General features: G+C 70.9%; 20 protein-coding genes and 1 pseudogene. 10 read left to right on the plus strand and 11 right to left on the minus strand.

Annotated elements, in window-relative coordinates; translation table 11 throughout:
• Positions 1 to 185: 185 nt before the first annotated feature.
• A complete protein-coding gene (locus ACWENQ_RS37540) occupies positions 186 to 545 on the minus strand; it encodes a hypothetical protein (RefSeq protein WP_449930464.1) in 360 nt (119 codons plus the stop codon).
• A gap of 391 nt (positions 546 to 936) precedes the next feature.
• Between ACWENQ_RS37540 and ACWENQ_RS37545 the strand changes: the two genes are divergently transcribed.
• Positions 937 to 1296, plus strand: a complete 360-nt coding sequence (locus tag ACWENQ_RS37545) for a hypothetical protein (protein WP_452418478.1) — start codon at positions 937 to 939, stop codon at positions 1294 to 1296.
• 394 nt (positions 1297 to 1690) lie between these two features.
• A complete protein-coding gene (locus tag ACWENQ_RS37550; protein ID WP_449930460.1) occupies positions 1691 to 2032 on the plus strand; it encodes a TraR/DksA family transcriptional regulator in 342 nt (113 codons plus the stop codon).
• 620 nt (positions 2033 to 2652) lie between these two features.
• On the opposite strand, the gene ACWENQ_RS37555 is transcribed toward ACWENQ_RS37550, so the two are convergent.
• A complete protein-coding gene (locus ACWENQ_RS37555; protein ID WP_452418480.1) occupies positions 2653 to 5085 on the minus strand; it encodes a SpoIIE family protein phosphatase in 2433 nt (810 codons plus the stop codon).
• 38 nt (positions 5086 to 5123) lie between these two features.
• Complete coding sequence (locus ACWENQ_RS37560) at positions 5124 to 9119, minus strand: HAMP domain-containing protein (RefSeq protein WP_452418481.1); 3996 nt, start codon at positions 9117 to 9119, stop codon at positions 5124 to 5126.
• A 144-nt stretch (positions 9120 to 9263) separates the two neighbouring features.
• Here ACWENQ_RS37560 and ACWENQ_RS37565 point away from each other — a divergent pair, with 144 nt between their 5' ends.
• Both ACWENQ_RS37565 and ACWENQ_RS37570 read left to right on the plus strand, forming a co-directional pair.
• Positions 9264 to 10466, plus strand: a complete 1203-nt coding sequence (locus tag ACWENQ_RS37565; protein ID WP_449930454.1) for a PP2C family protein-serine/threonine phosphatase — start codon at positions 9264 to 9266, stop codon at positions 10464 to 10466.
• Between the two features lie 34 nt (positions 10467 to 10500).
• Positions 10501 to 11016 carry a MarR family winged helix-turn-helix transcriptional regulator gene (locus tag ACWENQ_RS37570; protein WP_449930452.1) on the plus strand — a complete coding sequence of 172 codons (516 nt, stop codon included), beginning with the start codon at positions 10501 to 10503 and terminating at the stop codon, positions 11014 to 11016.
• A 16-nt stretch (positions 11017 to 11032) separates the two neighbouring features.
• Here the strand turns inward: ACWENQ_RS37570 and ACWENQ_RS37575 are convergent, their stop codons facing one another.
• The 4 genes from ACWENQ_RS37575 to ACWENQ_RS37590 are packed head-to-tail and all read right to left on the minus strand — an operon-like array spanning position 11033 to position 15019.
• Entirely contained in the window at positions 11033 to 11968 is a 936-nt protein-coding gene (locus ACWENQ_RS37575; RefSeq protein WP_449930450.1) for a hypothetical protein, read from the minus strand.
• Positions 11965 to 13038: a hypothetical protein gene (locus ACWENQ_RS37580; protein WP_452418482.1), complete on the minus strand. Its 1074-nt coding sequence runs from the start codon at positions 13036 to 13038 to the stop codon at positions 11965 to 11967. Before ACWENQ_RS37580 ends, ACWENQ_RS37575 begins: the two co-directional genes overlap by 4 nt.
• Positions 13035 to 13481 (minus strand): DUF4188 domain-containing protein, encoded by a 447-nt coding sequence (locus tag ACWENQ_RS37585; protein WP_449930446.1) that lies wholly within the window; start codon positions 13479 to 13481, stop codon positions 13035 to 13037. The genes ACWENQ_RS37580 and ACWENQ_RS37585 overlap by 4 nt, the downstream gene beginning before the upstream one ends.
• Complete coding sequence (locus ACWENQ_RS37590) at positions 13478 to 15019, minus strand: phenylacetate--CoA ligase family protein (RefSeq protein ID WP_452418483.1); 1542 nt, start codon at positions 15017 to 15019, stop codon at positions 13478 to 13480. Before ACWENQ_RS37590 ends, ACWENQ_RS37585 begins: the two co-directional genes overlap by 4 nt.
• Positions 15020 to 15263: 244 nt before the next feature.
• Here ACWENQ_RS37590 and ACWENQ_RS37595 point away from each other — a divergent pair, with 244 nt between their 5' ends.
• The 3 genes from ACWENQ_RS37595 (at position 15264) to ACWENQ_RS37605 (ending at position 18999) form a co-directional block, all read left to right on the plus strand.
• Complete coding sequence (locus ACWENQ_RS37595; RefSeq protein WP_452418484.1) at positions 15264 to 16322, plus strand: hypothetical protein; 1059 nt, start codon at positions 15264 to 15266, stop codon at positions 16320 to 16322.
• 174 nt (positions 16323 to 16496) lie between these two features.
• On the plus strand, positions 16497 to 18422 hold the full coding sequence (locus ACWENQ_RS37600; RefSeq protein ID WP_452418485.1) for a glycosyl hydrolase family 8: 1926 nt from the start codon (positions 16497 to 16499) through the stop codon (positions 18420 to 18422).
• A 316-nt stretch (positions 18423 to 18738) separates the two neighbouring features.
• The gene (locus ACWENQ_RS37605) at positions 18739 to 18999 is read left to right on the plus strand and encodes a hypothetical protein (RefSeq protein ID WP_452418486.1); all 261 of its coding nucleotides are present in this window, start codon (positions 18739 to 18741) and stop codon (positions 18997 to 18999) included.
• Here the strand turns inward: ACWENQ_RS37605 and ACWENQ_RS37610 are convergent.
• The 4 genes from ACWENQ_RS37610 to ACWENQ_RS37625 form a co-directional block, all read right to left on the minus strand.
• A complete protein-coding gene (locus ACWENQ_RS37610; protein WP_449930436.1) occupies positions 18989 to 19429 on the minus strand; it encodes a PaaI family thioesterase in 441 nt (146 codons plus the stop codon). The genes ACWENQ_RS37605 and ACWENQ_RS37610 overlap by 11 nt on opposite strands.
• 436 nt (positions 19430 to 19865) lie before the next feature.
• Positions 19866 to 20516, minus strand: coding sequence for a hypothetical protein (locus ACWENQ_RS37615; RefSeq protein ID WP_452418488.1), 651 nt, complete (start codon positions 20514 to 20516; stop codon positions 19866 to 19868).
• 122 nt (positions 20517 to 20638) lie between these two features.
• Positions 20639 to 21082 (minus strand): hypothetical protein, encoded by a 444-nt coding sequence (locus tag ACWENQ_RS37620; RefSeq protein WP_452418490.1) that lies wholly within the window; start codon positions 21080 to 21082, stop codon positions 20639 to 20641.
• Between the two features lie 200 nt (positions 21083 to 21282).
• Complete coding sequence (locus ACWENQ_RS37625) at positions 21283 to 21930, minus strand: hypothetical protein (protein WP_452418491.1); 648 nt, start codon at positions 21928 to 21930, stop codon at positions 21283 to 21285.
• Positions 21931 to 22673: 743 nt separating this feature from the next.
• Between ACWENQ_RS37625 and ACWENQ_RS37630 the strand changes: the two genes are divergently transcribed.
• The 3 genes and pseudogenes from ACWENQ_RS37630 to ACWENQ_RS37640 all read left to right on the plus strand — a co-directional run.
• Positions 22674 to 23039 carry a PadR family transcriptional regulator gene (locus tag ACWENQ_RS37630; RefSeq protein ID WP_452418493.1) on the plus strand — a complete coding sequence of 122 codons (366 nt, stop codon included), beginning with the start codon at positions 22674 to 22676 and terminating at the stop codon, positions 23037 to 23039.
• A complete protein-coding gene (locus ACWENQ_RS37635) occupies positions 23036 to 23440 on the plus strand; it encodes a hypothetical protein (RefSeq protein ID WP_452418494.1) in 405 nt (134 codons plus the stop codon). Before ACWENQ_RS37630 ends, ACWENQ_RS37635 begins: the two co-directional genes overlap by 4 nt.
• A gap of 22 nt (positions 23441 to 23462) precedes the next feature.
• Positions 23463 to 23580 (plus strand): annotated as a pseudogene (locus ACWENQ_RS37640) (transposase); the annotation flags it as partial.
• Positions 23581 to 23619 lie beyond the last annotated feature (39 nt).

The raw sequence follows: 23619 nt of genomic DNA on the forward strand, positions 1-23619 counted from the left end.
GCCGCCCACCCACCTTGGACGCGGTCGCCGGTAAAGACGCAACCTGGTCGAACGGTGTTTCACCAAGCTAAGCAGTGGCGAGCCGTCACCACCCGCTTCGACAAGCTCGCCGGCCGCTACCTCGCAGGCGTCGCCATCGCGTCGATCGTGCTCTGGCTTGGCCACACCGAATCATCAGACGGGTCTTAGCGCAGCCACCGCAGAGCTGCGTCGGCGCAGTCCTCGGGACTGCTGTTGAAGGCGATGGCCGCGTCGGGCGCGTGCTGCCGGACCAGGTTGACCACCTTCTCGAAGAATTCGAGCAACGGCTCGTGCTTGCGGATGCCGCCCCCGATCACCGCGCAGACGTAGTCTTCGCGGGTCAGCGCGTCCACGATCGCTTCTTCGGGGTTCTCGTCGAGTGCCACCAGGCACCAGTCGGCCTCGATACCATGATCGTCGAAACGGGCCTGACCGCGTGCTATCGCCGCCTGGACCGGCTCCGGGTCCCAGCCCTGGATCTTGGCCGGGTCGAGACCGACCACCAGTACTCGTGCCGCTGTCACGGGTCCTCCTCGCAGAACATCTCTCCGCCGGCGCGATGGTTGACGGTGGTGCCCGGGTCCATCGGCATTGTCGATCGCCTCTGGAGGGCGCCACGTTATCCCGATCTTGCCACGCGCGCTTCTTGATGTGCTCTCGTCAGAGTGACAGGACGTTGCGTTAAGGCCCGTAGCGTTCAGGAACCTCTCGCCACGACGCGCCGGTCCGCAGCCTCCCACAAGATCCCGTTGATGACCTCGCGGTGATCGCGCCAGGACGTCCCCTGCCGGTCGGGTGGCGGGCCGGCGTCATGGCCGGGCCGGCGGGCGGCGGGCGGCGGGCGCCCCCCCCTGCCGGCCTTGCCCAGGACATACTCCGGTGCTCCCGGCGCGGAAGTGGGCTATGGTCGGCCTCATGGCGACCTTCTGGCGCACTCGCGGTTCGACCGCCTTCATGGCGGCGGTCGGCCTGCTTCTGCTTGCCTTGGGCCTGGTCGCCGTCACTCCCACCTGGGCCGGCGGCATCCACCATCGCGCCGCCTTCGCCATGGAAGTCGTGACGCCGGGGGCCGAGGTGTCGACGCTGTCGACGCTGCCAACGGCCGCGGTCAGAGGCACCGAACACCTGCCGCGCCTGTGGCCGGCCGGGAACCGGACGCGATCCGTTCCCGAGACGCCGGGTCTGACCTGGCCCGCCTCCGGCTCCGCGGCCATCTGCGACCCCCAGCAGTCCGGGCATCGCACCGCGGGATCGCGTAGCCCGCCGCTGGCCTAGAGCCTCTCCCTTCTCTTCACGCGTCGTGTCCCGCGACGCTCTGCTCAGAGCGTGGCGGGACACGACGCGATGTCGCCATGCCGCGCGTCCCCGACGCGACGTTGCCATGTCGCCCATCTCTCCCATGTCGCATGCCGCATGCCGCTGTCGCATGTCCGCTGTGCCGCGCCCGGGATGCGGGCAGGCGTGTCCGTTTGCCGGTGGTTCGGCGCCGCTTGTCCGCGGTTCGGCGCCGCGCCTCATGGGCCGCCGCCGCGCACCCGCGGCCTGGGCCCGTGGCGTCGGCGACCTGACCGCATGGGGATGCCGCGCGCCCCGAGAGCAGCGCCTGCGGCATCCGCGATCTGACCGACGGCGTCAGCGCCGTCCCCTCGACCCGTACAAGGAAGCACTCATGACTCACGACAACGAATCCGTCCTGCTCAGCGACGTCCAAGTCCAGGCCATCACCGAGGACCTGCGGGAGCAGCTGATGTGGCGCACGTCGCGGCTGGACGAGCTCAGGGTCCTGGCCGAGAACATCGACAAGGGCGACGGCTCCCTGCAGGGCGTGCTCGCCGATCTGGCCGCGACCGAGCGGAGCATCGCCGAGATCCAGCTGTGCCTGGAGCGGGTGTCCGGCCGGTCCTACGGGCAGTGCGCCGACTGCGGCACGGCCATCCCGTTCGAGCGGCTGAAGATCCGGCCGCTGACGCGGCACTGCGTGGCCTGCCGCCGGCGGCACGAGACCCGCTGACCGGCCACGCCCGGCAGCCAAAGGGCTCCGGCGACCAAGGGCCTGGTGACCCAGGTGACCAAGCGGGCCAGGTGACATGACCACACGGGCCATGTGACCACACGGGCCACGTGACCACACGGGCCCGACAAACCGGACCCGATGACGGCCAAACGGGTCCGGTGAGGACCGATGCGGGCCAAGGTGCCTGGTGAGGACCGACGACGACCAAGGGGTCCGGTGAGGACTGAAGCGGGTCCGGTGACCCCGCTGGTCCGAAACCGGCCTGGGGACCAAACAGGTCCGGCGACCGAGCAGGCCCGGTGGCCCAGCGGATTCGGTGACCGGGCGGGCTCGGTGACGGCCGCCCGTCAACGTGGCGGCCGTCACCGCGGCCGTCACCGCGGCCGTCGCCCGAACCGCCGTGGCCGTCACCGCGGTCGCCACTCGCACGTCGTCCGAACCGCCGTGGCCGTCACCGTGGCCGTCACCGTGGCCGTCGCCCGGACCGCCATGGCCGTCACTGTGGCCGGCCAGAGCACCTCGACGGCCGGCCAGACCACGTCGCTAACCAGTCAGAGCACCTGGACGCCGGTCAGACAGACCACGTCGACGGGCGGTCAGAGCACCCCCACGGGCGGTCAGAGCACTTCGATGCCGATCAGGCAGGTGTCGTCGTCGGTGTCGGAGTTGCTGTGCGTGAGGAGCCGGTCGAGGCTGTGCTCCAGGGTGGTGCTCAGCTGCTCCAACGTGGCGAGCAGGTGTTCCTGCGAGCGTTCCAGGGTGACGTCGCGCCGTTCGATCAGGCCGTCGGTGTACATGAACAGGGTGTCGTCGCGCTCCAGCTGGACGACTCCCTCGTCGTAGTCGGCCTCCGAGATCACGCCGAGCATCAGCCCGTTGATCAACGGCAGCTCGGCCGCCCCGCCGTCGCGTACCAGCACCGGCGGCAGGTGGCCGGCCCTGGCCCAGCGGAGCACGCGGGTCTCCGGGTCGTACAGGCCGCAGATGGCCGTCGCGGTGACGCGTTCGGTCAGGTGGTGGGTGACCAGGTTGAGCCAGCCCATGAGCTGCGCCGGGCCAGCTCCGGTGGTGGCCAGGCCGCGCAGCGCGTTGCGCAGGACGACCATGCCGGTGGCCGCCTCGATGCCGTGCCCGGCGACGTCGCCCACCGACAGCAGGACCTTCTTCGACGGCAGCACGACCGCGTCGTACCAGTCGCCGCCGACCAGGTGGCCTTCCTCGGCGGGCCGGTAGCGGACGGCGATGTTCAGGCCGAACGCCTCCACCGGCCCCTGGGCCGGCGGCATGATGGCGTGCTGGAGCTGCAGCGTGAGCCGGTTGCGTTCGGCCGCCTGCTGCTCGGAGTGGGCCAGCTGGTCGCGGGTGGCGGCCAGCGCGACCTCGGTCCAGTGCTGGGCGGAGATGTCCTGGTAGGCCCCCCGTACGGCCAGCAGCCGGTCGTCGGCGTCGAAGACGGGTTCGGCGACGACGCGGATGTGCCGGGTGCTGCCGTCGGGACGCTGGAGCCTGAAGGTGGTGGAGGCGGGCCGCCGGTGGTGGAGCACGGTGCGCAGGAAGCGGCCGATGGCATCGGCGTCGTCCGGGTGGGCGTGCTCGCGCAGGTGCTCCAGCGGGATCGGCCGCTCGCCCGGCTCCAGTCCGTGCAGCTCGTGGAGCTGGCTGTTCCAGGTGATCTCGCCGGTCTGGGCGTCCTCCTCGAACCCGCCGATCCGGCCGAGCCGCTGGGCGTGCTGCAGCAGGCTGGCCAGGCGCAGCGACTCGTCCCGCATCCGCCAGATCAGCAGCACGCAGTCGCCGTGCCGGGTGATGCTCACGCCGGCCACGCTGGTCAGCGGCACGTGCTCGATCAGCGCGGTGAGCGTCATCCGCTCGGTGCGGAAGGCCTCGCCGGTGGCGTGCACGTGCTCGATCTTCTCGAACAGGCCGTGTTCCTCGGCCGCCGTCGGGTAGGCCTCCAGCAGCAGGGCCCCGGCGACCACGGTGCGGGGCCGGCCCGCGGGGTCGGCGAAGCGCGGGTTGGCGTGGTGGATGCGGAAGTCGGTCAGCAGCCCGCCGGCGTCCAGTTCGGGGCGCAGCACGAGGGCCGGGTCGGCGAGCGCGTCGGCCAGTTCGACCAGTTCGGCCAGGTCGGGCGCCGGCGCGGGCGTGGCCGCGCGGTCTTCCAGGGTGCGCGCGCACAGCTCGGCCAGGGCCTCCACCTGGCGGTGGATCGGTGCCGGCTGCCGTTGCAGCGGCTGCGGCCAGCTGATCTCCAGGACGCCGAGGATGCGGCCGCCGGTGCCGGCGGGCACCACGACGCGGCCGGCCGGCACGGCCTGGCGGTGGCCGATGGACGGCAGGCCCGACTCGCCGAGGTCGGCGAACCACACCGAGCGCCGTTCCATAAGCGCGCGCCGGGCGGGCGTGGCCACGCCGGGTGGCACGTAGCGCCACCTCCTGGCCTCCTCCACGCTGTGCCCGGCGAAGCCCACCAGGGTCAGCGAGGCGTCGGCGCCGGCCGACCACAGCGCGACCGCGGTGGCACCCAGCGGCGTCAGCGCGTGTTCCAGCAGGGACTCGGCCACCATCTGGCTGTCGGCGGCGCCCAGCATGCCGCTTTCGGCCTCGCGCAGCTGCACCGCGACCGAGCCGCCGCCGTCCCCACCGCCGTCACCATCACCGCCGCCGTCACCGCCGTCATCATCTTCGCCGTCGCCGCCGTAGCCGCCGCCGCCGTAGCCGCCGGAGCGCCGCGGCCGCTCGACGAGCAGCTCGCGCGCGACCTGCGTCAGCCGGTCCTGCGCGGCCTGGTTGATGAGGTCGGCGGCCAGCTCCAGCTGGGACAGTCCGGCCTGCTCGGCGAGCGTCGCGAGCTGCAGGGCCGCCTCGGTGGGGCCGCAGTGCAGCCGCTCGACCAGGATGCCCTTGGCCAGCTCGATCAGCGCCCGGCCCTCGGCCGCGTGCTGGGCGCGCGCGATCTCGTCGCGCAGCCGCTCGATCGTGGCGGCCAGCCTGCCGACGGTGCCGGCGTGGCGCGGGGTCGGCTCATCGGGCCTGGTAGGGGTCGGCACGCTCTGCTCTGCTCCTTCCACGGGGCGGCCTCCACGGGCTAGCGTGCGATCCACTGCTGGATGCGGGCGAGCAGGCTGTCGGAGTCGACGGGTTTGGTGACGTGGCCGCTCGCCCCCGCCGCCAGGCTCTTCTCCTGGTCGCCCGGCATCGCCTTGGCGGTGACCGCGATGATCGGCAGTTCCGCGTACTGCGGCATGGCCCTGATCGCCGAGGTGGCTGTGTAGCCGTCCATCTCCGGCATCATCACGTCCATCAGCACGAGGTCGATCTCGGGGTGGGCGATCAGCGTGTCGATGCCCGCGCGCCCGTTCTCGGCGTGCAGCACCCGCATGCCGTGGATCTCCAGGATGCTGGTCAGCGCGAACAGGTTGCGCGCGTCGTCGTCGACCACCAGCACGGTACGGCCGGCCAGCGTGCCGCCCTGCTCCCGGCCGGCGGGCCGGCCCTCCTTCTCCGAACGCACCAGCGGCAGCACGTCGCCCGGCTGGTCGGCGGTCAGGTGCAGGGCGATGCGCTCGCGCAGCTCGTCCAGGCTCGACAGCAGCTCCAGCGGCTGGCAGTCGGCGCGGGCCCGCAGTTGCCGTTCCTGCGCCAGGTCCATGCGCCAGTTGTTGTAGGCCAGGATGGGCACCCCGCGCAGCGCGGTGTCGCCGTCGATGGCGTCCAGCAGCCCGAAGCCCGCCCTGCCCGGCATGTCGAGGTCGAGGACGATGCAGTGGCAGGGCTCGGCGGCCAGCGTGGCTGCGGCCTCCTGCGCGCCCGCGGCGGTCACCATCTCGATGGGGCCCTCCATGGGGGCGGTGCCGACGTCGCGGCCGGCCAGCTCCGCCAGGACGCTCTCGGCCACCAGCGACAGCAGGCCGCGCGGCCGTTCCTCCACCACCAGCAGCCTGCGCTGCGGGTGCGGCGGCTGGGGCGGGGGCTGGTCCTGCTGTCGGTCGGCGCGGCGCTCGGCGTCGCCGCGGCCGGCGTGCGGCGCCGCGGGGTCGGCGGGCCGCTCGGTGAAGTCGGGTCTGGCGACCGGCAGGAACAGTGTGAACGTGCTGCCCTCGCCCTGCGTGCTCTGCGCGGTGATCGCGCCGCCGAGCAGGTAGGCGATCTCCCTGCTGATGGACAGGCCGAGCCCGGTGCCGCCGTACTTGCGGCTGGTGGTGCCGTCGGCCTGCTGGAAAGCGCCGAAGATGGCTTCCAGCTGCTGCTCGGCGATGCCGATGCCGGTGTCGATGACGCGGAAGGCGACGGCGGGGCCGTACGGTCTGACCGAGGGGGGGAGCTGCGCCCGGGGAACCGGTTCGATGCGCAGCTCGACGCTGCCGGTCTCGGTGAACTTGACCGCGTTGGACAGCAGGTTGCGCAGCACCTGGCGGAGCCTGGAGTCGTCGGTGAGCAGGCCGTCGGGCACCCCGGGCGCGGTCGTGATGCGGAACTCGAGGCTCTTGTCCGTGGTCATCGGCCGGAAGGTGGCCTCGACGTAGTCGAGCAACTGGCGCAGCGACACCCGTTCGGGGCTGATGTCCATCTTGCCGGCCTCCACCTTGGACAGGTCGAGGATGTCGTTGATGAGCTGCAGCAGGTCCGATCCGGCCGAGTGGATGACGCTGGCGTACTCGACCTGCTTGGGGGTCAGGTTGCGGGTGGGGTTCTGGGCCAGCAGCTGCGCGAGGATGAGCAGGGAGTTCAGCGGCGTCCGCAGCTCGTGGCTCATGTTGGCCAGGAACTCGCTCTTGTACGTGGAGGCCAGCGACAGCTGCTGGGCGCGGTCCTCCAGCTCCTGCCTGGCCTGCTCGATCTCCAGGTTCTTGGTCTCGATGTCCTGGTTCTGCGCGGCCAGCAGCGCCGCCTTCTCCTCCAGCTCGGCGTTGGAGCGCCGCAGCTCCTCCTGCTGGTTCTGCAGCTCCTCCGAGCGGGACTGAAGCTCGGCGGTCAGCCGCTGCGACTCCGCCAGCAGCTCGTCGGTGCGGGCGTTGGCGACGATGGTGTTGACGTTGGCCCCTATCGTCTCCATGAGCTGGTCGAGGAAGGCCCGGTGCACGGGGGTGAACGCGTACAGCGAGGCCAGCTCGATGACGCCGAGCACCTGCTCCTCGACCACGATGGGCAGGACGATCAGGGACGTGGGCACGGTCTGGCCGAGCCCGGAGGAGATCCTGACGTAGCCGGGCGGGATCTCCTCCATCGCGATCGTCCTGCGGGTGCGGGCCGCCTGGCCGACCAGCGACTCGCCCATCCTGAACCTCGTGACGGAGTCGCCCGCCGGGTGGCCGTAGGCGCTGATGAGCTGCAGCTCGGTGCCGGTGGGCGCCTCCTCGGCCAGGTAGAAGGCGCCGACCTGGGCCGAGACCAGCGGCGCGAGCTCGTTCATCACCAGCTCGGCCACCGTGGACAGGTCCCGGTGCCCCTGCATGAGGCCCGACATCCGGGCCAGGTTGGACTTGAGCCAGTCCTGGTCCTGGTTGGCCCTGGTGGTCTCGCGCAGCGACTTCACCATCGAGTTGATGTTGTCCTTGAGCTCGGCCACCTCGCCGGAGGCGTCGACCGTGATGGAGCGGGTCAGGTCGCCCGAGGTGACGGCGCTGGTCACCTCGGCGATGGCGCGCACCTGGCGGGTCAGGTTGCCGGCCAGCTCGTTGACGTTCTCCGTCAGCCGCTTCCATGTGCCTGACACGCCTTCGACCTCGGCCTGGCCGCCCAGCCGTCCCTCGCTGCCGACCTCGCGGGCCACCCTGGTGACCTCGGCCGCGAAGGACGACAGCTGGTCGACCATGGTGTTGATCGTGGTCTTGAGCTCCAGGATCTCGCCGCGGGCGTCCACGTCGATCTTCCTGGTGAGGTCGCCCCTGGCCACGGCGGTGGTGACCTGGGCGATGCTGCGCACCTGGTTGGTGAGGTTGTCGGCCATGGAGTTGACGTTGTCGGTGAGGTCCTTCCAGGTGCCCGCGACGTTGGGCACGCGGGCCTGGCCGCCGAGCTGGCCTTCGGTGCCGACCTCGCGGGCCACCCTGGTCACCTCGTCGGCGAAGGCGGACAGCGTGCCGACCATCGTGTTGATCGTCTGCGCGAGCGCGGCCACCTCCCCCTTGGCCTCGACGATGATCTTCTGCGACAGGTCGCCCTTGGCCACCGCGGTCGCCACCTGGGCGATGCCGCGCACCTGGTCGGTCAGGTTGGAGGCCATGAAGTTGACGTTGTCGGTGAGGTCCTTCCAGGTGCCCGACACGCCCCGCACGGTGGCCTGGCCGCCGAGCTGGCCCTCGGTGCCGACCTCGCGGGCCACGCGTGTCACCTCGTCGGCGAAGGCGGACAGCTGGTCGACCATCGTGTTGATGGTCTCCTTGAGCTCGAGGATCTCGCCGCGGGCGTCCACCCTGATCTTCTGCGTCAGGTCGCCCTTCGCGACGGCGGTGGTGACCTCGGCGATGCTGCGCACCTGCGCGGTGAGGTTGTCGGCCATGACGTTGACCGACTCCGTCAGGGCCTTCCATGTGCCGGAGACGCCCTTGACGTCGGCCTGGCCGCCCAGCCGTCCCTCGGTGCCCACCTCGCGGGCAACCCTGGTCACCTCGTCGGCGAACGACGACAGCTGGTCGACCATCGTGTTGAGCGTGTTCTTCAGCTCCAGGATCTCGCCCCGCGCCGAGACGGTGATCTTCTGGCTGAGGTCGCCGCGCGCCACCGCGGTCGCCACCTGGGAGATGTTGCGCACCTGGGCGGTCAGGTTGCCGGCCATGGCGTTCACGGAGTCGGTAAGATCTTTCCACGTGCCTGACACACCCGGCACGTCGGCCTGACCGCCCAGCCGTCCCTCGGTGCCGACCTCCCTGGCCACCCTGGTGACCTCCGAGGTGAACAGCGACAGCTGGTCGACCATGCCGTTGAAGACGTGGGCGATCTCGCCCAGCAGGCCGTCGGCGTCGCCGGGCAGTCGCGTGCCGAAGTCGCCGTCCCTGACGGCGGTGAGCCCGGCCAGCAGCTGCCGCAGCTCGAGCTCTCCCGTCTGGCCGACCTGCCGCGCACCCGACCGGCTGCCGCTCACGCTGTCGCCCGCCCCCTCAATATCGTTGCCATGAGACAAATATTTACAGGAGGCTAGCGCAGAGGATCATGTATCGACAATCCGTAGCGGTGACCAACTATTTGCTATGGTGCAAAGAACCTCTCCATCCGCTAGGAATGGCACGTGGCACTCCGAAACGGCCTGAACGCCGTCTACCAAGCGATGCGCGCCGCTGCGCCGTACGCTCTGGCCGAAGCGGTCCGCGATGCGCTCATCGGGCACGGATCCGCGCGGAGCGTGGAGCTCCTGCTGGCCGACTACGCGCTCGTGGCACTGCGACCGGTGCTCGCCGACCCCGACCCGGCGACCCCCGAGATCCGCATCGACTCCAGCGCCGCCGGGCGCGCCTTCGCCTCCCAGCAGCCGCTCTGGGAGGACGCCCACAGCACCCTCTACCTGCCCGTCACGGCCTGCGGCGAACGGTTCGGCGTCCTCGGCGTCCGCCTGCCCGCCCCGCCCGAGCCCGACGAGATGCCCGACTTCGGCGAGGTGGCCGCCGCGCTCGCGCACGGCCTGCTCGGCGCGGACCGGCTCACCGACCGCTACCAGCGGGCCCGCCGCCTGGCCCGGATGACGCTGGCCGCCGAGATGCAGTGGGGCCTGCTGCCCGGCTACGGCCACCGCGGTACCGGCTACCGGCTCGCGGGCCAGCTCGAACCGGCCTACGCCGTCTACGGCGACAACTTCGACTGGAGCTGCGGCCCCGGCTCGCTGACCGTCTCGATCACCAACGGCATGGGCGAGGGCATGCGCGCGGCGCTGCTCACCACGCTGGCCGTCACCGCGCTGCGCAACGCCCGCCGTTCGGGGGCGAACCTGGAAGAGCAGGCCGGCCTCGCCGACGAGGCGGTCTACGCGCAGTACGGCGGGCGCGAGCACGTCTCGACCCTCCTGCTCCACTTCGACGCCGTCACCGGGCAGCTGTCCGCCGTCGACGCCGGCTCCCCGCGCATGATGCGCCTGCGCGGCACCGACGTCGAGACGATCAAGCTGGAGCAGCAGCTTCCCCTCGGCATGTTCGGCAACACCGCCTACACCGAGCAGAGTGTCACGCTCCAACCCGGCGACCGGCTCGTCGTCATGACCGACGGGGTGTACGACGCGCGGTCGCGGCAGGACGGCTCCTTCGGCGAGGCGCTGCTGGAGTCGGCCGTCAGATCCACACGCCTCCAACCGGCCGACGAGGCGGTCCGTACCATGATTCGTGGCATGCTGACCTTCAGAGAAGGCGTGGACGTCTTCGACGACGCCGTCGTGGTCTGCCTTGACTGGACGGCCGAGCAGCAGGCTGATGACCTTCCCCCCGCCAGGGGCGACGTCATGTGACGGACGCGCCCTCGGCTCGAACCTGGATTGCCGCATGAACGACCATCACGAGCTCGGTCACCTCGACCCCGCCACCGGGGCCGCCGTCGAAAGCGCCGCCGCGGCGCTGATCGCGGTCTGGGCGTACTCCCGCCACTCCGCGGCCACCCAGGTCTCCTCCACCCAGCTCCAGGCGCTGCTGACCATCGAGCGCCACGGCGAGATCAACCTCGCCAGGCTGGGCGAGGCGCTGGGCGCGCTGCCGTCCTCCACCAGCAGGCTGTGCGACCGCCTGGAGGCGACGGGGTGGGTACGCCGCGCGGCCTCCCACGACGACCGGCGCGAGCTGACCATCCGCCTGACCGCCTCGGGCAAGGCCCTGCTGGAGGAGCTGCGCAAGCGGCGCCGCGACGACCTGGCCCAGGTGATGGACCAGATGCCGCCCGCGGCCCGCAAAGCTCTCCTGCGCGGGCTGCGGGCCTTCACCGCGGCCGCCGACCGGGTCACCGACCAGCGGGTCGACCGTTCCGACGAGAACTGGACCCTCATCGCGGGACGGTTCCTGGCCTGACCGGGACGGCGTCAGCTCACTGGAGCAGCCGGGCCGAGCGGACGGCGGGGGCCAGCGGCCGCCCCACCCTGGCCACGTGCAGGAGAGTCCGCGGATCGGCGACGCCCAGCCGCTCGGCCAGGCGATCGCGGGTGGCGGCGCAGTCGATGATCTGGCTGAGCGGGTGCGTGGCGTAGCCGAGCGCGGACAGCACCAGCCACTGCCGCATCAGCGCGCGGCCCGCCTCGACCTGGTCGTCCACGGCCCCGACCAGCACCAGCACGTCGCCGTCGTGGTCGAGCAGCCCGCGGGCGGCGCCCGCCAGCAGCCTGGGCAGGCCGACCCGGCGCAGCGCCGGATAGGCGGCCAGGGCGGCGCGCAGACCTGCCGTCTCGGCGGCGCTCAGCCCCAGCGCCTGGTGCGTGAGGCCGTCGAGCCGGTAACGGGGATGAGCCGGGGTCAGCCGCAGCCACGCGCGCAGCTCGCCGGTGACCGCCGCGTCGGACCACTGGCGCACGTCGGCCGCGTGCAGCAGGTCCGCCACGTCACGGCAGGCCAGGCGGCGCACCTCGAGCCGTCCCTGGCCGCGCAGCCGCTCCAGGACGTCGGCGGGCAGGCCTCCCGGGTGGTAGGCGCCGCGGTTGGTGCCGCGCCGCCGTACGTCCGCCGTGGTGAAGGGGGTCTGGTACGGCTGCGCCGTGCCGTACAGGAAGCCCACCCTGCCCGGGCCGGGGTCGGGCCGGAAGCCGACGCGCAGACCCGCCGAGGCGCAGACGATCAGGCAGCACTCGACGAACGCGCCCAGGCTGAGGCGCAGGTCGCGGCCGGTGGGGTCGCCGATCGGCAGGCAGCGCTCCGGGTCCCACCCGACCATGGCCTCGGCCCCGTGGTAGGTGAGGGTCCACGGCTGGGTGTTGTGCGCGCTGGGCGCGCGCCAGAAGTCCGGCTCGAGGGCGCGCAACTCGTCGATCAAGTGAGGTTCTTCTCGTAGAAGGTGTAGCCGTGCAGGGGGCGGCCGCCCATGGCGACGTACTGCGCGGCGGAGGCCGGGTTGACGCGTTCGACGTAGGTGCTGCGCAGCGCCAGGTAGCCGCCGCGGCGCAGGCCCTCGTGCAGCTCGCGGGACAGCAGACGCATGTAACCGTGGCCCTGCTCCCCTGGGACGGTGCCCTTGATGATGAGCACGGCCTCGCGGCGGTGCCGCTTGCGGACAGCCAGCAGCCTGAGCTGGTTGAGAAGGTGCAGGTTCCCGCCGACCTCCACGACGAAGCGCGAGATGTCGGGCACGCAGAGCACGAAGGCCACCGGACGGCCCGCCTTCGTCAGGTACAGCAGCAGCGACTCGTCCAGCAGGAAGGCCAGGCCGTCGGTCTGCTCGGCCAGCTGCTCGGCCGAGATCTCGGTGTAGTAGCCGAGCTGGGCGAAGCTGGCGTTGAGCATCTCGCGCAGGATCGGCAGCTGCCGGCCGATCCGCCTCCTGTCGCCGCGGTGGATCCGCAGCCCCTCGGCCGCGATGCGGGAGTCGTCGAAGGCGAACACCGGCTCGTCGGGCACCGGGCAGATCCAGGTGTCGGACTCGAACCTGCGGGTGAACCCCGTCCGCTCGTAGGTGCCGGGGTAGTACGGGTGGTTCCAGGCGCTGTCGATGAAGCCGCGCTCGCCGAACCCCGAGGTGATGACCCCGCCCGACTGGTTCGGCAGCAGCGACACCGGGCCGAAGACCGACTGCCTGCCCGCCGCCCGCCCGGCCGCGCAGATGCCGTCCAGCAGTTCCTCCCCCGCCTCCTGCGTGAACTCGGTCAGCCCGAACAGCTGCGCGGCCGTGCCGAGCTTGGCGTCCAGGGCGGCGTCGGTGTGCAGGGTGGTCCGCCCGACCACCTCTCCCCCGCGTTCGAGCAGGCACAGCCGTACGCCCCGGCGATGCCAGGCGCGGACGGTCGCGTGCACCGGCGGCACGAAACGCGGGTCGCCGCCGTAGATCCGGTCGGTGAGCCCGAGGAAGGCGCGCAGGTCGCGCCCGGACTCGACGGGACGCAGGCTCACCCGCGGCTCACCCGCGGCCCCTCGCCCTCCTCAGCGGACAGCGGCGTGAACGTCTCGATGTGCGCCATCGGACCGCCCTCCGCCCGCCAGACGCCGTTGGAGTAGCCCTCGGGCTCGGCGTTGTAGAGGCGGATGTATCCCCCGGTGGCGTTCCTGGTGCCGTCGGTCACCCACTGCATCAGCCTGCGGTGGTGGCGGCTGCGGGCGAAGCGCAGCAGCGCGTCGCGGTCCTCGAAGAAGGCCAGCGTGCCCAGCGTGAAGGGGAACTCCCAGTAGACCTTGTGCCAGCGGTAGCCGCGCATCCGCTTCATGTCGCGCACCATGCGGAACCAGGTGAAGGTCAGCGTGATGATCGACAGCGGCCCCCGGTAGCGGGTGGCGCCGACGAACATCGCGGTGGCCTGCCCCTGCGGCGGCGCCTTGCTGAAGTCGGTGGTCCTCACACGTCCTCCACCAGGTAGACGTTCTTCATCTTGGTCAGACCCGCGAACGGGCCCTCGCCGCTGTCGAAGATCCGCACGCGCAGGTCGGCGGCGGTCGGGTCCTCCTTGAGCGACTCGGCGAAGTCGCGCGAGACCCGCCGCAGGTGGGCCACGACGCCCTCACGGCAGATGCCGGCCAGCGCGTCGCGATCGGGCTCGGCGCCTTCGCGCAACTCGACGTTGATCACCGGGCGGTACTCCAGGCCGGGCAGCTCCTCCAGCGACAGGCAGAACCTGGAGATGCTCGCGGCGTACGGGTTGCCCTGGTAGAGGCCGTACTCCACGTCCTGCGGGTAGAGGTTGGCGCCCATGTAGGAGATCGTCGAGTCCTTGCGGCCGAACAGGAACAGCAGCGGCAGGTTCATCCGCTCGTCGGTCCAGGTGGCCGGGTAGTCGGCGCCCAGCGCCCGCCTGACCTCGGCCAGCGTGTGCAGCCTGGCCTCGTCGCCGACGTTGTAGCGCAGCTTCGGCTGCAGGCAGCTCTTGGTGTTGATCGTGCACAGCAGCTCGCCGGAGCCGTTGACCTCCAGGAAGGTCTCCAGCGGGTTGTAGTGGAAGATCATCGGTAGCCGCTGCTCGCCCGGGCCGAGCAGGGCGTCACGCAGCCGCTGGTCGGTGGCCAGGCGCTTGCGCAGCCGTACGGTGAAACCGCTCTCGGCGCCCATGCCGATCGTCAGGTCGCTGGCGCCGTACCCGGAACGGACCTCCTCGAAGCGCTCCTCCAGGTAGTCGCGCAGCGCCTCCGTCATGCCCTCGCCGCCGACCATCCCCCGGATGCGGTAGTCCTTCCAGGGGAAGCCCGCGGCGTCGAGCCGGTCGCGCAGGTGCTTGAGGAAGGGCGGGTAGGCGGCCACCACGTAGTCGTAGCCGGGGCCGAAGTGCTCCAGCGTGTCGGCGATCTTCTCCAGGTCGGGGCCGGTGTTCTTGACCATCGCGATGCGGGCCATGGCGGCGCCGGTGGTCGTGCCGGTCGCCCAGGCGCCCATCGAGTAGGCGTTGATCACGAACAGCTTCTCGCCGGGGAAGACCAGCTCGATGTATCCGGCGGCGTTGCGGTAGATGCCCCGCAGCTCCCGCGGCCCGCGCACCCAGTTGTACGGCTTGCCGCTCGAACCCGACGACTCGTCCACGATCACGCCTGGCCGGTGCAGCCTGCCCTCCTGGCACCGGCTCTGCTCGTCGTAGACGGCGGCGTAGTTCTGCTTGGTCGTCTCGGGGAAGTCCGCCAGCCGCCTGGCGTCCTCGGCGCCGTGGCCGCGCACGAAGTCGCGGTAGGCGGGCACGTCCACGGCGGCGAACTGGCAGGCCACCCGGGCATGGACGCGGGCGAGCCGATCGAGGGCCGGATGGTAGGAACGGGCCACGAACCGCCAGACGGCGGGATGCAGGCTGCCCAGCCGGTAGGCGCCGGTGAGCAGCCACGAGTACGCCTGCAGCCTGGCCCGGCGCCAGCGCTGTCGGGCGGTGAGCGGCCCGAGGCGCGGGCTCTTGCGCGTCATACCGGCGTAACTTAGCGAATATCCATCGATATCCGGTCAACGGCCCGGAAATGTGGCGCGGGCGGCCGGACGGCTCGGGTGTTTCGCACATCCGGCCAGCCGCCTTTACAAAGTAGATCTCATGTGCCGCCCGACCGGGCGACCGGTGCGCTCCAGGGCGTAAGGACTTCGTGAGAAATGCCGGCCGAGAGCGGCCTTACGGTGATCACGACCCCCTCCCGCCCCTCCCGAAGGGACCTTCAGCATGCGCCGACACCTCCGCCGTCTCACAGCGACGGCCGTGGCCCTGGCCGCGACCACGTCATTAGCCTCGATCACCTCTCCGCACGCCGCGGCGGCCGGCACAGCGGCACCCCTGCGCGCCGTCCACCTCGGCACCCTCGGCGGCACGTGGAGCATCGCCCGCGGTATCAACAACCACGGCCACGTCGTCGGCGACAGCCCGGTGGAGTCCGGGCTCAGCCACGCGTTCCTCTGGAAGAACGGCAAGATGACCGACCTCGGCACGCTCGGCGGCGGGACCAGCTTCGCCTCCGACGTCGACGACGACGGCCGCGTCGTCGGCTGCAGCGAGTTGCCTTCGGGTGAGTGGAGTCCCTTCCTGTGGCAGAACGGCACGATGACCGATCTCGGGGCGCACGGCGCACCCGGCTTCTGCGGCGCGGACGTCGCCCGCGGGCACATCATCGGCACTTTCGCCCCCACCCCCGGCTTCGCCGAGCAGCGCGCCTTCCTGCTGTCCGGTGACGTCAAGACCGTCATCGACCGCCGTCCCGGCCTGACGGCCAACGCCGTCAACGACCGCGGCCAGGTGGTGGGCGCCGACAACTACACCGTGGACGAGAGCGGCTTCCCGCTGTCGACGTACCGGGCGTACCTGTGGCACGACGGCACCGGCCGGGAGCTCGGCACGCTGGGCGGGATGAGCTCCCCCAGCTCGATCAACAACCTCGGCCAGGTGGTCGGCAACTCGGACACGGCCGACGGCCGACGCCGCGGCTTCTTCTGGGACGGCTCCTCCATGACGCCCCTTCCCCTGTCCGCCGACGCTTCAGGCGCCGGCGCCGAGGCCATCAACGACCGCGGCCAGATCGTCGGCTCCTCCATCAAGGCCGGCGAGGTGTACGGCTTCGCCACCCTGTGGGCCGGCCCCACGGCCCCGCCCCGGACCCTGCCGCTGCCCGCCGATGTGAGGGTGGACTCCTCCCGAGCTTTCGACATCAACAACCAGGGCTGGATCGCCGGCTTCATCGACTACCACTGGAACACCGGCCTCAACACGCAGGCCGTCATCTGGCGCTGACCCTGGCCTCCAGGTGGGCGGGTGGGTGCCTCCGCGCCCGCCCACCCTGGTCGCCTGCCGTGACCTCGGGTCTTGGACGAATCGCCGCTTGGGTCTTGCGCGCGCGCCGGAAGGACCTTACCCTGCGGCGTTAGTTAGGAAGTCTTCCTAACTATCCCCCTGGAGGACCCGCGCATGACATCTCGTCTGAGAGCCGCCGCCCTGGCCGCCCTCCTCGTCCACCCCATCCTGTCAGCAACCCCGGCAGCGGCCGCCACCGCGCGGGCGGACGTCCTGCTGTCGCAGGGCAAGCCGGCCACCTCCTCCTCCGTGGAGGGCAGCGGTTTCGGCGCCGGCCTGGCGGTCGACGGCGACACCGGCACCCGCTGGGCCAGCGCCGAGGGCCACGACCCCGAATGGATCAGCGTCGACCTCGGCGCCGCCGCCACGATCAGCAGGGTCCGGCTCACCTGGGAGGCGGCCTACGCCAAGGCCTACCGGATCCAGACCTCCGCGGACGGCTCCACCTGGACCGACGCCTACTCCACCAGCACCGGCGACGGCGCCGTCGACGACCTGGCCGTCACCGGCACCGGCCGCTACATCCGCCTGTACGGCACGACCCGCGGCACGCCCTACGGCTACTCGCTGTGGGAGTTCGAGGTCTACGGCAACACCGGCGGCGGCGACACCACGGCCCCGACCGCCCCCGGGAGCCTGCGCGCCACGGCCACCACCTCCAGCAGCGTCTCGCTCGCCTGGAACGCCGCCACCGACAACGTCGGCGTCACCGGGTACGACGTCTACCGGGACGGCACCCGGGTCGCCACCGCCACGGGCACCACCCACACCGACACCGGGCTGAGCGCCTCGACCGGCTACTCCTACACCGTCAAGGCCCGCGACGCCGCCGGGAACACCTCTCCGGCCAGCACCGCGATCACCGCGACCACCCAGGCGAGCCAGGGCGGACCCGCCGTCCCCTTCGGCAGCCACACCATCCCCTACGCCGCGGGGATGCTGCGCCCCTCGGGCGACCAGGCCACGCTGGACCAGAAGGTGATCGACTACTACCGGCGGTGGAAGGCCGCCTTCGTCCGGCAGAACTGCGGCAACGGCTGGTACCAGGTCATCTCCCCCGACGCCGACCACCCTTACGTGGGTGAGGCCCAGGGCTACGGCATGGTGATCGCCGCGACGATGGCCGGAGCCGACCCCGACGCCAAGAAGATCTTCGACGGGCTGGTCAAGTGGATGCTGGACCACCCCTCGTCCATCAACCCCGACCTGCTGGCCGCCGAGCAGGACACCTCCTGCCAGAGCGTCGAGGGCGGGGACGCCGCCACCGACGGCGACATGGACGTCGCCTACGGCCTGCTCCTGGCCGACCGCCAGTGGGGCAGCTCAGGCACCTACAACTACCGCAACCTCGCGATCAGGCACATCAACGCGATCAAGCGCGACGAGCTGAACCCGTCCACCAACTTCCTCAAGCTGGGCGACTGGGCCGATTCGGGCGACCAGCGGTACTACGTCTCCCGCGCCTCCGACTGGATGGTGGACCACTTCCGTGCCTTCCGGAAGGCGACCGGTGACGCCACCTGGGACACCGTGCGCACGGCGCACCAGAACCTGATCGCCTCGATGCAGGCGAACTACGCTTCGGCCACCGGCCTGCTGCCCGACTTCGTGGTCAACACCAACACCACGCCCAAGCCGGCCTCTGGCAAGGTCCTGGAGCACGTCAACGACGGCTACTACTGGTGGAACTCCTGCCGCGTCCCGTGGCGCATCGGCGCCGACGCGGTGACCAGCGGGGACGCCAAGTCGCTCGCGGCGGCCCGCAAGCTCAACTCCTGGATCAGGAGCAAGACCGGCGGCGACCCCGGCAAGATCGCCATCGGCTACCGGCTCAACGGCGCGCAGATCTCCAGCGGCAGCGACGCCGCCTTCTTCGCCCCGTTCGCGGTGGCGGCGATGACCGACTCCGGCAGCCAGGCCTGGCTGGACGCCCTGTGGAACAAGATGGTCGCCACCCCGATCGACTCGGAGAGCTACTTCGCGGCCAGCATCCAGCTCCAGGTCATGATCACCGTGACCGGCAACCACTGGGTCCCCTGACGGCCGACCCCGGCCGGTGTGGGTGACCCCGCACTCCGCCCGCACCGGCCCCACCCACGCCGGCCCCGACCGGACCCGCCGTCAGTCGCCGGCTCCGGCCGGCGCCGCTGCGGTTCCTGCTGCCCGCCGGCACCGCGGGCACGGCGTGGTGGACGACCACGTCGGGAGCTGCGCGTCCGGCCATCCAGCGGGCCCCGCGCCAGATCATCGTCACAGCCGCCGCGATCCTGCCCGGCAAGGCGCGGCGCGAGCGCTACCTCGAGCAGTGGCTCGCCGACGGCGAGGGGCGGCGGAGCTGGGGATCAGCGCACTGTCCGTGGCGTTCGGGGCCGTCAAGGCCGCGGTGGCGATGAACCTGACCCGCCGCTCGGCCGTGGCGCTCGGACTCGCGGTCGTGCTGGTCGTCGGCGGGATCCGGCTGATGATGACCACGTCCGGCTGGGTGCCCGCCATAGCCATGGCGGGCGTGGCGTTGCCGTTCCTGTTGCTGATCATCCCGGGTTCACCGACCGCGACACGCCGCAGCCCCACTGATCTCAACTCCTTACCGCCCTTCGCCGACGCGCTTACGAGCTGACCGGAACTGCGATGGTGCCTTGCGCCACGGCACACAGGGTCTCGAGACCATCAGGGCCCACGGTCGACAGCTCGCACTGGCAGACGACGCGGGTCCGGCCGGCGCGGACGACATGCGCGCGTGCGCGCAGCATCGCGCCGACGGCGGGCCGCAGATAGTCGATGGTGAACCCGGAGGTGACCAGGTTCGCGCCGGCCACAGTGCCGGCGGCGAAGGTCAAGGCGTTGTCTGCGGCATAGGCCAGGACTCCACCGTGAAGGAAACCGTTCTGCTGGCGCAGGTCGTCGCGAATGTCCAGCTCCAAGGTTGCCTTTCCGTCGCCGAAGGCGACCAGCCGTGCGCCCAGTAGAGCGCTGAACGGCTGGGCCGCCAAGACCTTGCGGGCGATCTCTATGGTGGGCAATGCTTCTCCATTCTCAACGTCGGCCATAGGTACTAACGAGGGGCCAGAATAGGAGCGGTACGAATCGCCGCGGTCTGGCCCTGGCGCAGACCCTCGCGGTCGAGCGGTCCGGAGATCGACATCATCCCGCCACGTGATCCCGACTGCCCTGACGGCCGAGCCTCTTCACCTACCGCCGTGACTCGGCATGGGTAGCCATGCTCCCGACTCCGGGACCTCTTGAGCCCGGAGCCCAGGATGCGTATTGGCTCGGTGAAGGGGTCAGCGGTCGCACCGGCGGCGGTGAGGGCGGGTGCGGCGGGCATAGCTGATGGCGGCCATACCAAGAGCGACCCCCCACAGCCAGTACATGGGAACAGAAACCCAGTAGAACCGGTCAGGCAGCCCTGGCCGAAGCCGAGGTCATCCGCGCCGCTCACCAGCGTGCCCAGCATCTTGGTAAGGATCATCCCGAAGTGCACGGTCATCGCGATGGATATCCCGGCGGCCGGCCCAGGACCAGCCAGCGCGGAACAGAGCGGCCTACCACGCCCGGCACCCAGCCAGGGAAGACCCTGCCCCAGGCGTGCACCAGCGACCACGGCAGCACCGTGCCCGCCAGCACGAAGCCGACCTCGAACAGCACCAACGAGACGCCGACGCCCAGCCCTGCGCTGTCGAAGCCCACGACCAGCTGGGCGATGACCCGAACCGCGCAGCCCGCGGTGGCGGCGTAGGCCGCCCCTTTCGCCCACCTCGGCGCGTGCTCGGCCCGCGCGACCTCCGTCGTGCGGCCACAGGCGAGGCAACCGCCGCGCAGGCGCCGCGCGTGCATCAAGGCCACAGCGGCTACCAGCGCTCCTCCCGTCAGGCACGCGGTACGGCTGAGGAAGCCCAACGGAAAGAACCGCACGCCGATGCCGGGCAGCAGCCCACCGACCACGTCCAGCACGAACAGGGCCGCGGCCACGATCAACACCCCGCTCACGATCCACGCCCCGGCCAGCAGGACGCGACGGGCCACAATCGACCGCCGCAGCCGCGCGAGCCCGACCGTGACCGCCACCGCGGCCAGACAGAGCACGACCGCCTTCCACCCGGAGAAAGCGATCAGATCGACGCCTATCGGAGACATCTGTGGCGGGCTGTCGACGAACGCCCCGTGCGCCTGGAGCGTGCCGTACAGCAGGGCTCAGGCAAGCACCGCGCGCGGCGCCCACGAGTTCCAGGCCGGCGCCGGCCCGTCCTCGGCGGAGGTCATCGGGGCACCGCCCGCAACGGGAGCTCGCGCGTCGGGCGGCGCTGCAGCTCGCGCGTGCTCAGGAACAGCAGGACGGCCCACACCGAACAGTAGCCGCCGAACAGCGCGCCGCCCCGGTCAGTGAACAGCCCGGTGCCCAGCATGCCGACGCCGCCCACGGCTGCCATCGCCGTGACCAGCCAATGCAGCGCGAGCAGGATCCTGCGCGGCCACCGCCCCGGCAGGCTGAGCCGGCCAATGATCAGGACCGCGATGATGAGCAGCGCGCTCCCGGCGTTGGCCCACTGCGCCAGCGCCACCTCCCCAGGCCCGTACACCTGGTAGCTGTCGGGCGACACGTGCGGCCCGCCCGTGACGCCGAGCCGTCCATCCAGGGCGTACGACACCTTCGACGCCACGTACAGGCCCGTCCATGCCATCGCCGCATACGCAATCCTCATGACTCCTCCTCGGCTACCACTGTGCTGCGACGTCCACCGGACGGGTCTCCCCCGGCAAGGGGATCCGCCTCCCTCACGCGGGGGGCATCTCACTGCAGAGGATGGGAATCCGCTAAGCAGCCGATCTTCGGAGCTCTTGCCTCACATGGAGCAGAGTGCCGATGGGGCCGACGCTGTCGGCATCCCAGGTTCCGGCATGCTCATCGCCAGGCGAGCACATCGTAAGCTCGCGCCAGGTCATCGGCCCACGGCATGTCGTGATCACGCTCAAATGCGCTGTACAGGCGCTCTCTGACCCGGTCGCGATGCAGCCAGGTGAGGACCGCGGCGGGCAGATGCACTCCTCTGACCCACCCGGTCACCAGGTCGGCGAGATGACGGTCTGCCGCTGGTCCGCGAATGGCGTCCCAACCGTCGAGGAACAGGCTCACGCTGTCGGTGAACTCGCCGACCACGCTGAGGAATTCGGCCGTGTCGCCAAACGAGCCGACCTGCGGTGGATACTTCGCCAACAGCGACCGCCAGACCGCCATGAGGTAGCCGCCGACAGCCTCCCGCTCAGCTGCGGGCCAGGCCCGCCAGCCCAGCCGGACCAGCAGGCCCAGGACCATACTCGCGTACAGCTCGTTTCCCGTGACGAGCCGCTCCAGCAGCAACGGCAGCAGACTCTTCACGTCGTCGTCGGTCCCGACCGTGTTCCCCAGGCTGATCGTCAGTGAGAACAGGTCATGCTCATCCACCAGCACCGAACCGCGACAGTGCGGACACCCGTCAAGGACCGCCCTGCGCGGGTAGCGGGCGAACACCTCCCGAAGCCGTCCCACAGCCACGCCCAGCCCCTCGTCCACCGGCCAAGTGTCGCACCCGGTATCCGCCACGGTCGCAGACGGGTCGGAAGCGCCCGCCGGGCTCGGAGCGCAGCAGGGTGGATGGGCGGGCCGCAGCGTGGTCGTCATGCTGCTCCGCCGTGAACTTTCCTTCTATGGGCCGCGTTGGGACTTGCGAGGGTGTCTGTCCGCGTCGTTCCTCGCGGGCCTTCCCTCAGTCGTCATGAGTGCGGTTGTAAGCCCCGAGTTCTCCCTGCTTGGTGCACGCCTGTATGGGCTTCCCGTTCTTGGACGTGACTCGGTTCGGGCGGCGGTCGAGCCTGTGTGTACCGGGGCCAGGTTGATGGGACCTTCTCCACGGCGTTCGAGGTACCGGCCAGGCCAGCCGGCGCCGCCGTACGGCCAGCCACGCGGGCGCGGTGCCGGGGGCGCGGCGGAACTGATGGCGTTGGCCGCAGACCACCGTGTGCACCGGGACGCCGAAGACCCATCCCGAGTAGACGTCTGAGCCGCGCCGCGCCCCCATCGAAGAGGCGCACGTTGGCTGAGGCTGACGGCTATCGGCTTGCCGCGATCACCGCGTACAAGGGCGGCAACCCACGCCAGGCTCGTCCTGCGCGGGACCGAGGCTTCCGAGGATGCCGCGGAACGTCACGGCCACCTCGTCACCGGCATGGAGGCCCTGGTCTGGCAGGGCGAGCTGCACGGCATCCCGGAGGAGACGTCGTCAGCAATACCTTATTTCATCTAGGTAAGATAGATCTATGGCGGGCATTGAACGAGTCACACAGCCCACGTTGGACGTCCTCGAAGTGCTGGTTCAGTCCCAGCAACGGAGTGAGGAGATGCACGGCTGGGCCATCATGAAAGCCACCGGCCGCGCCGGTCCCACCGTCTACAAGGTCCTCGACCGGCTCGAAGACGCCCACTGGGTCAAGGGGAGATGGGAAGAACTCGCCGACGACCAGCCCGGCCCGCGTCGCCGGTTCTACGAGCTGACCGGCGAGGGTGTGCCCGCCGCCCGCGCTCTCCTGGCCCAGCGCCGCCCGTCCGCGCTCACGACCCGCCCGGCGCTCGGCTTCGCGCCGCTCGCCTGGCTGAACACGCTACTGGCCGGAGGAGCTCGTTGAGCGGCTGGGAGATCATATTCGCCTTCGTCGCGGGCCTGATCGTCAACGAGATGTGCGACGTCTCGCCGTGGCTGGCGAAGAGGCTCGTCCGTTGGTCCGCTCATCTTCGGTATCGGGACTCCATACGCGCGCAGGTCCGCGCCGAGGAGTTGATCGCGCTGATCGACTCGCGGCCCGGCAAGCTGCTCAAGCTGTTCACGGCCATCGGATTCCTAGGTGCCGGCACGGGGGTTCGCGTCTGGGATCACCTCCGAGACCTACGAAGAGGCGCAAGGTTCCGGAGAAGCGACCCCGGGCTGGTTACTCTCACGCTCGAGAGAACGGTGAAACTAACCTGGGGCCGCCGCCGCAGCCCGTTTCCGTCGCGGCGGAGAGTTGGCGCCGTGCCACCAAGCGATTGAAGGCGTGAGATGAGGCGAGCAGATCTTCCCCAACCGGGCCGCGATCATCCGGCTGGTCGGGGCTGTACTGGCCGAGCAGACCGACGAGTGGGTCGAAGCACGCCGCTACATGGGCCTGGGCATCCTCGCCAAAGCCCGCGTTCGGGTGATTCCCGGCGACACACCAGCCCAGAACCGGC

The organism is Nonomuraea sp. NPDC004354 (assembly GCF_053602555.1).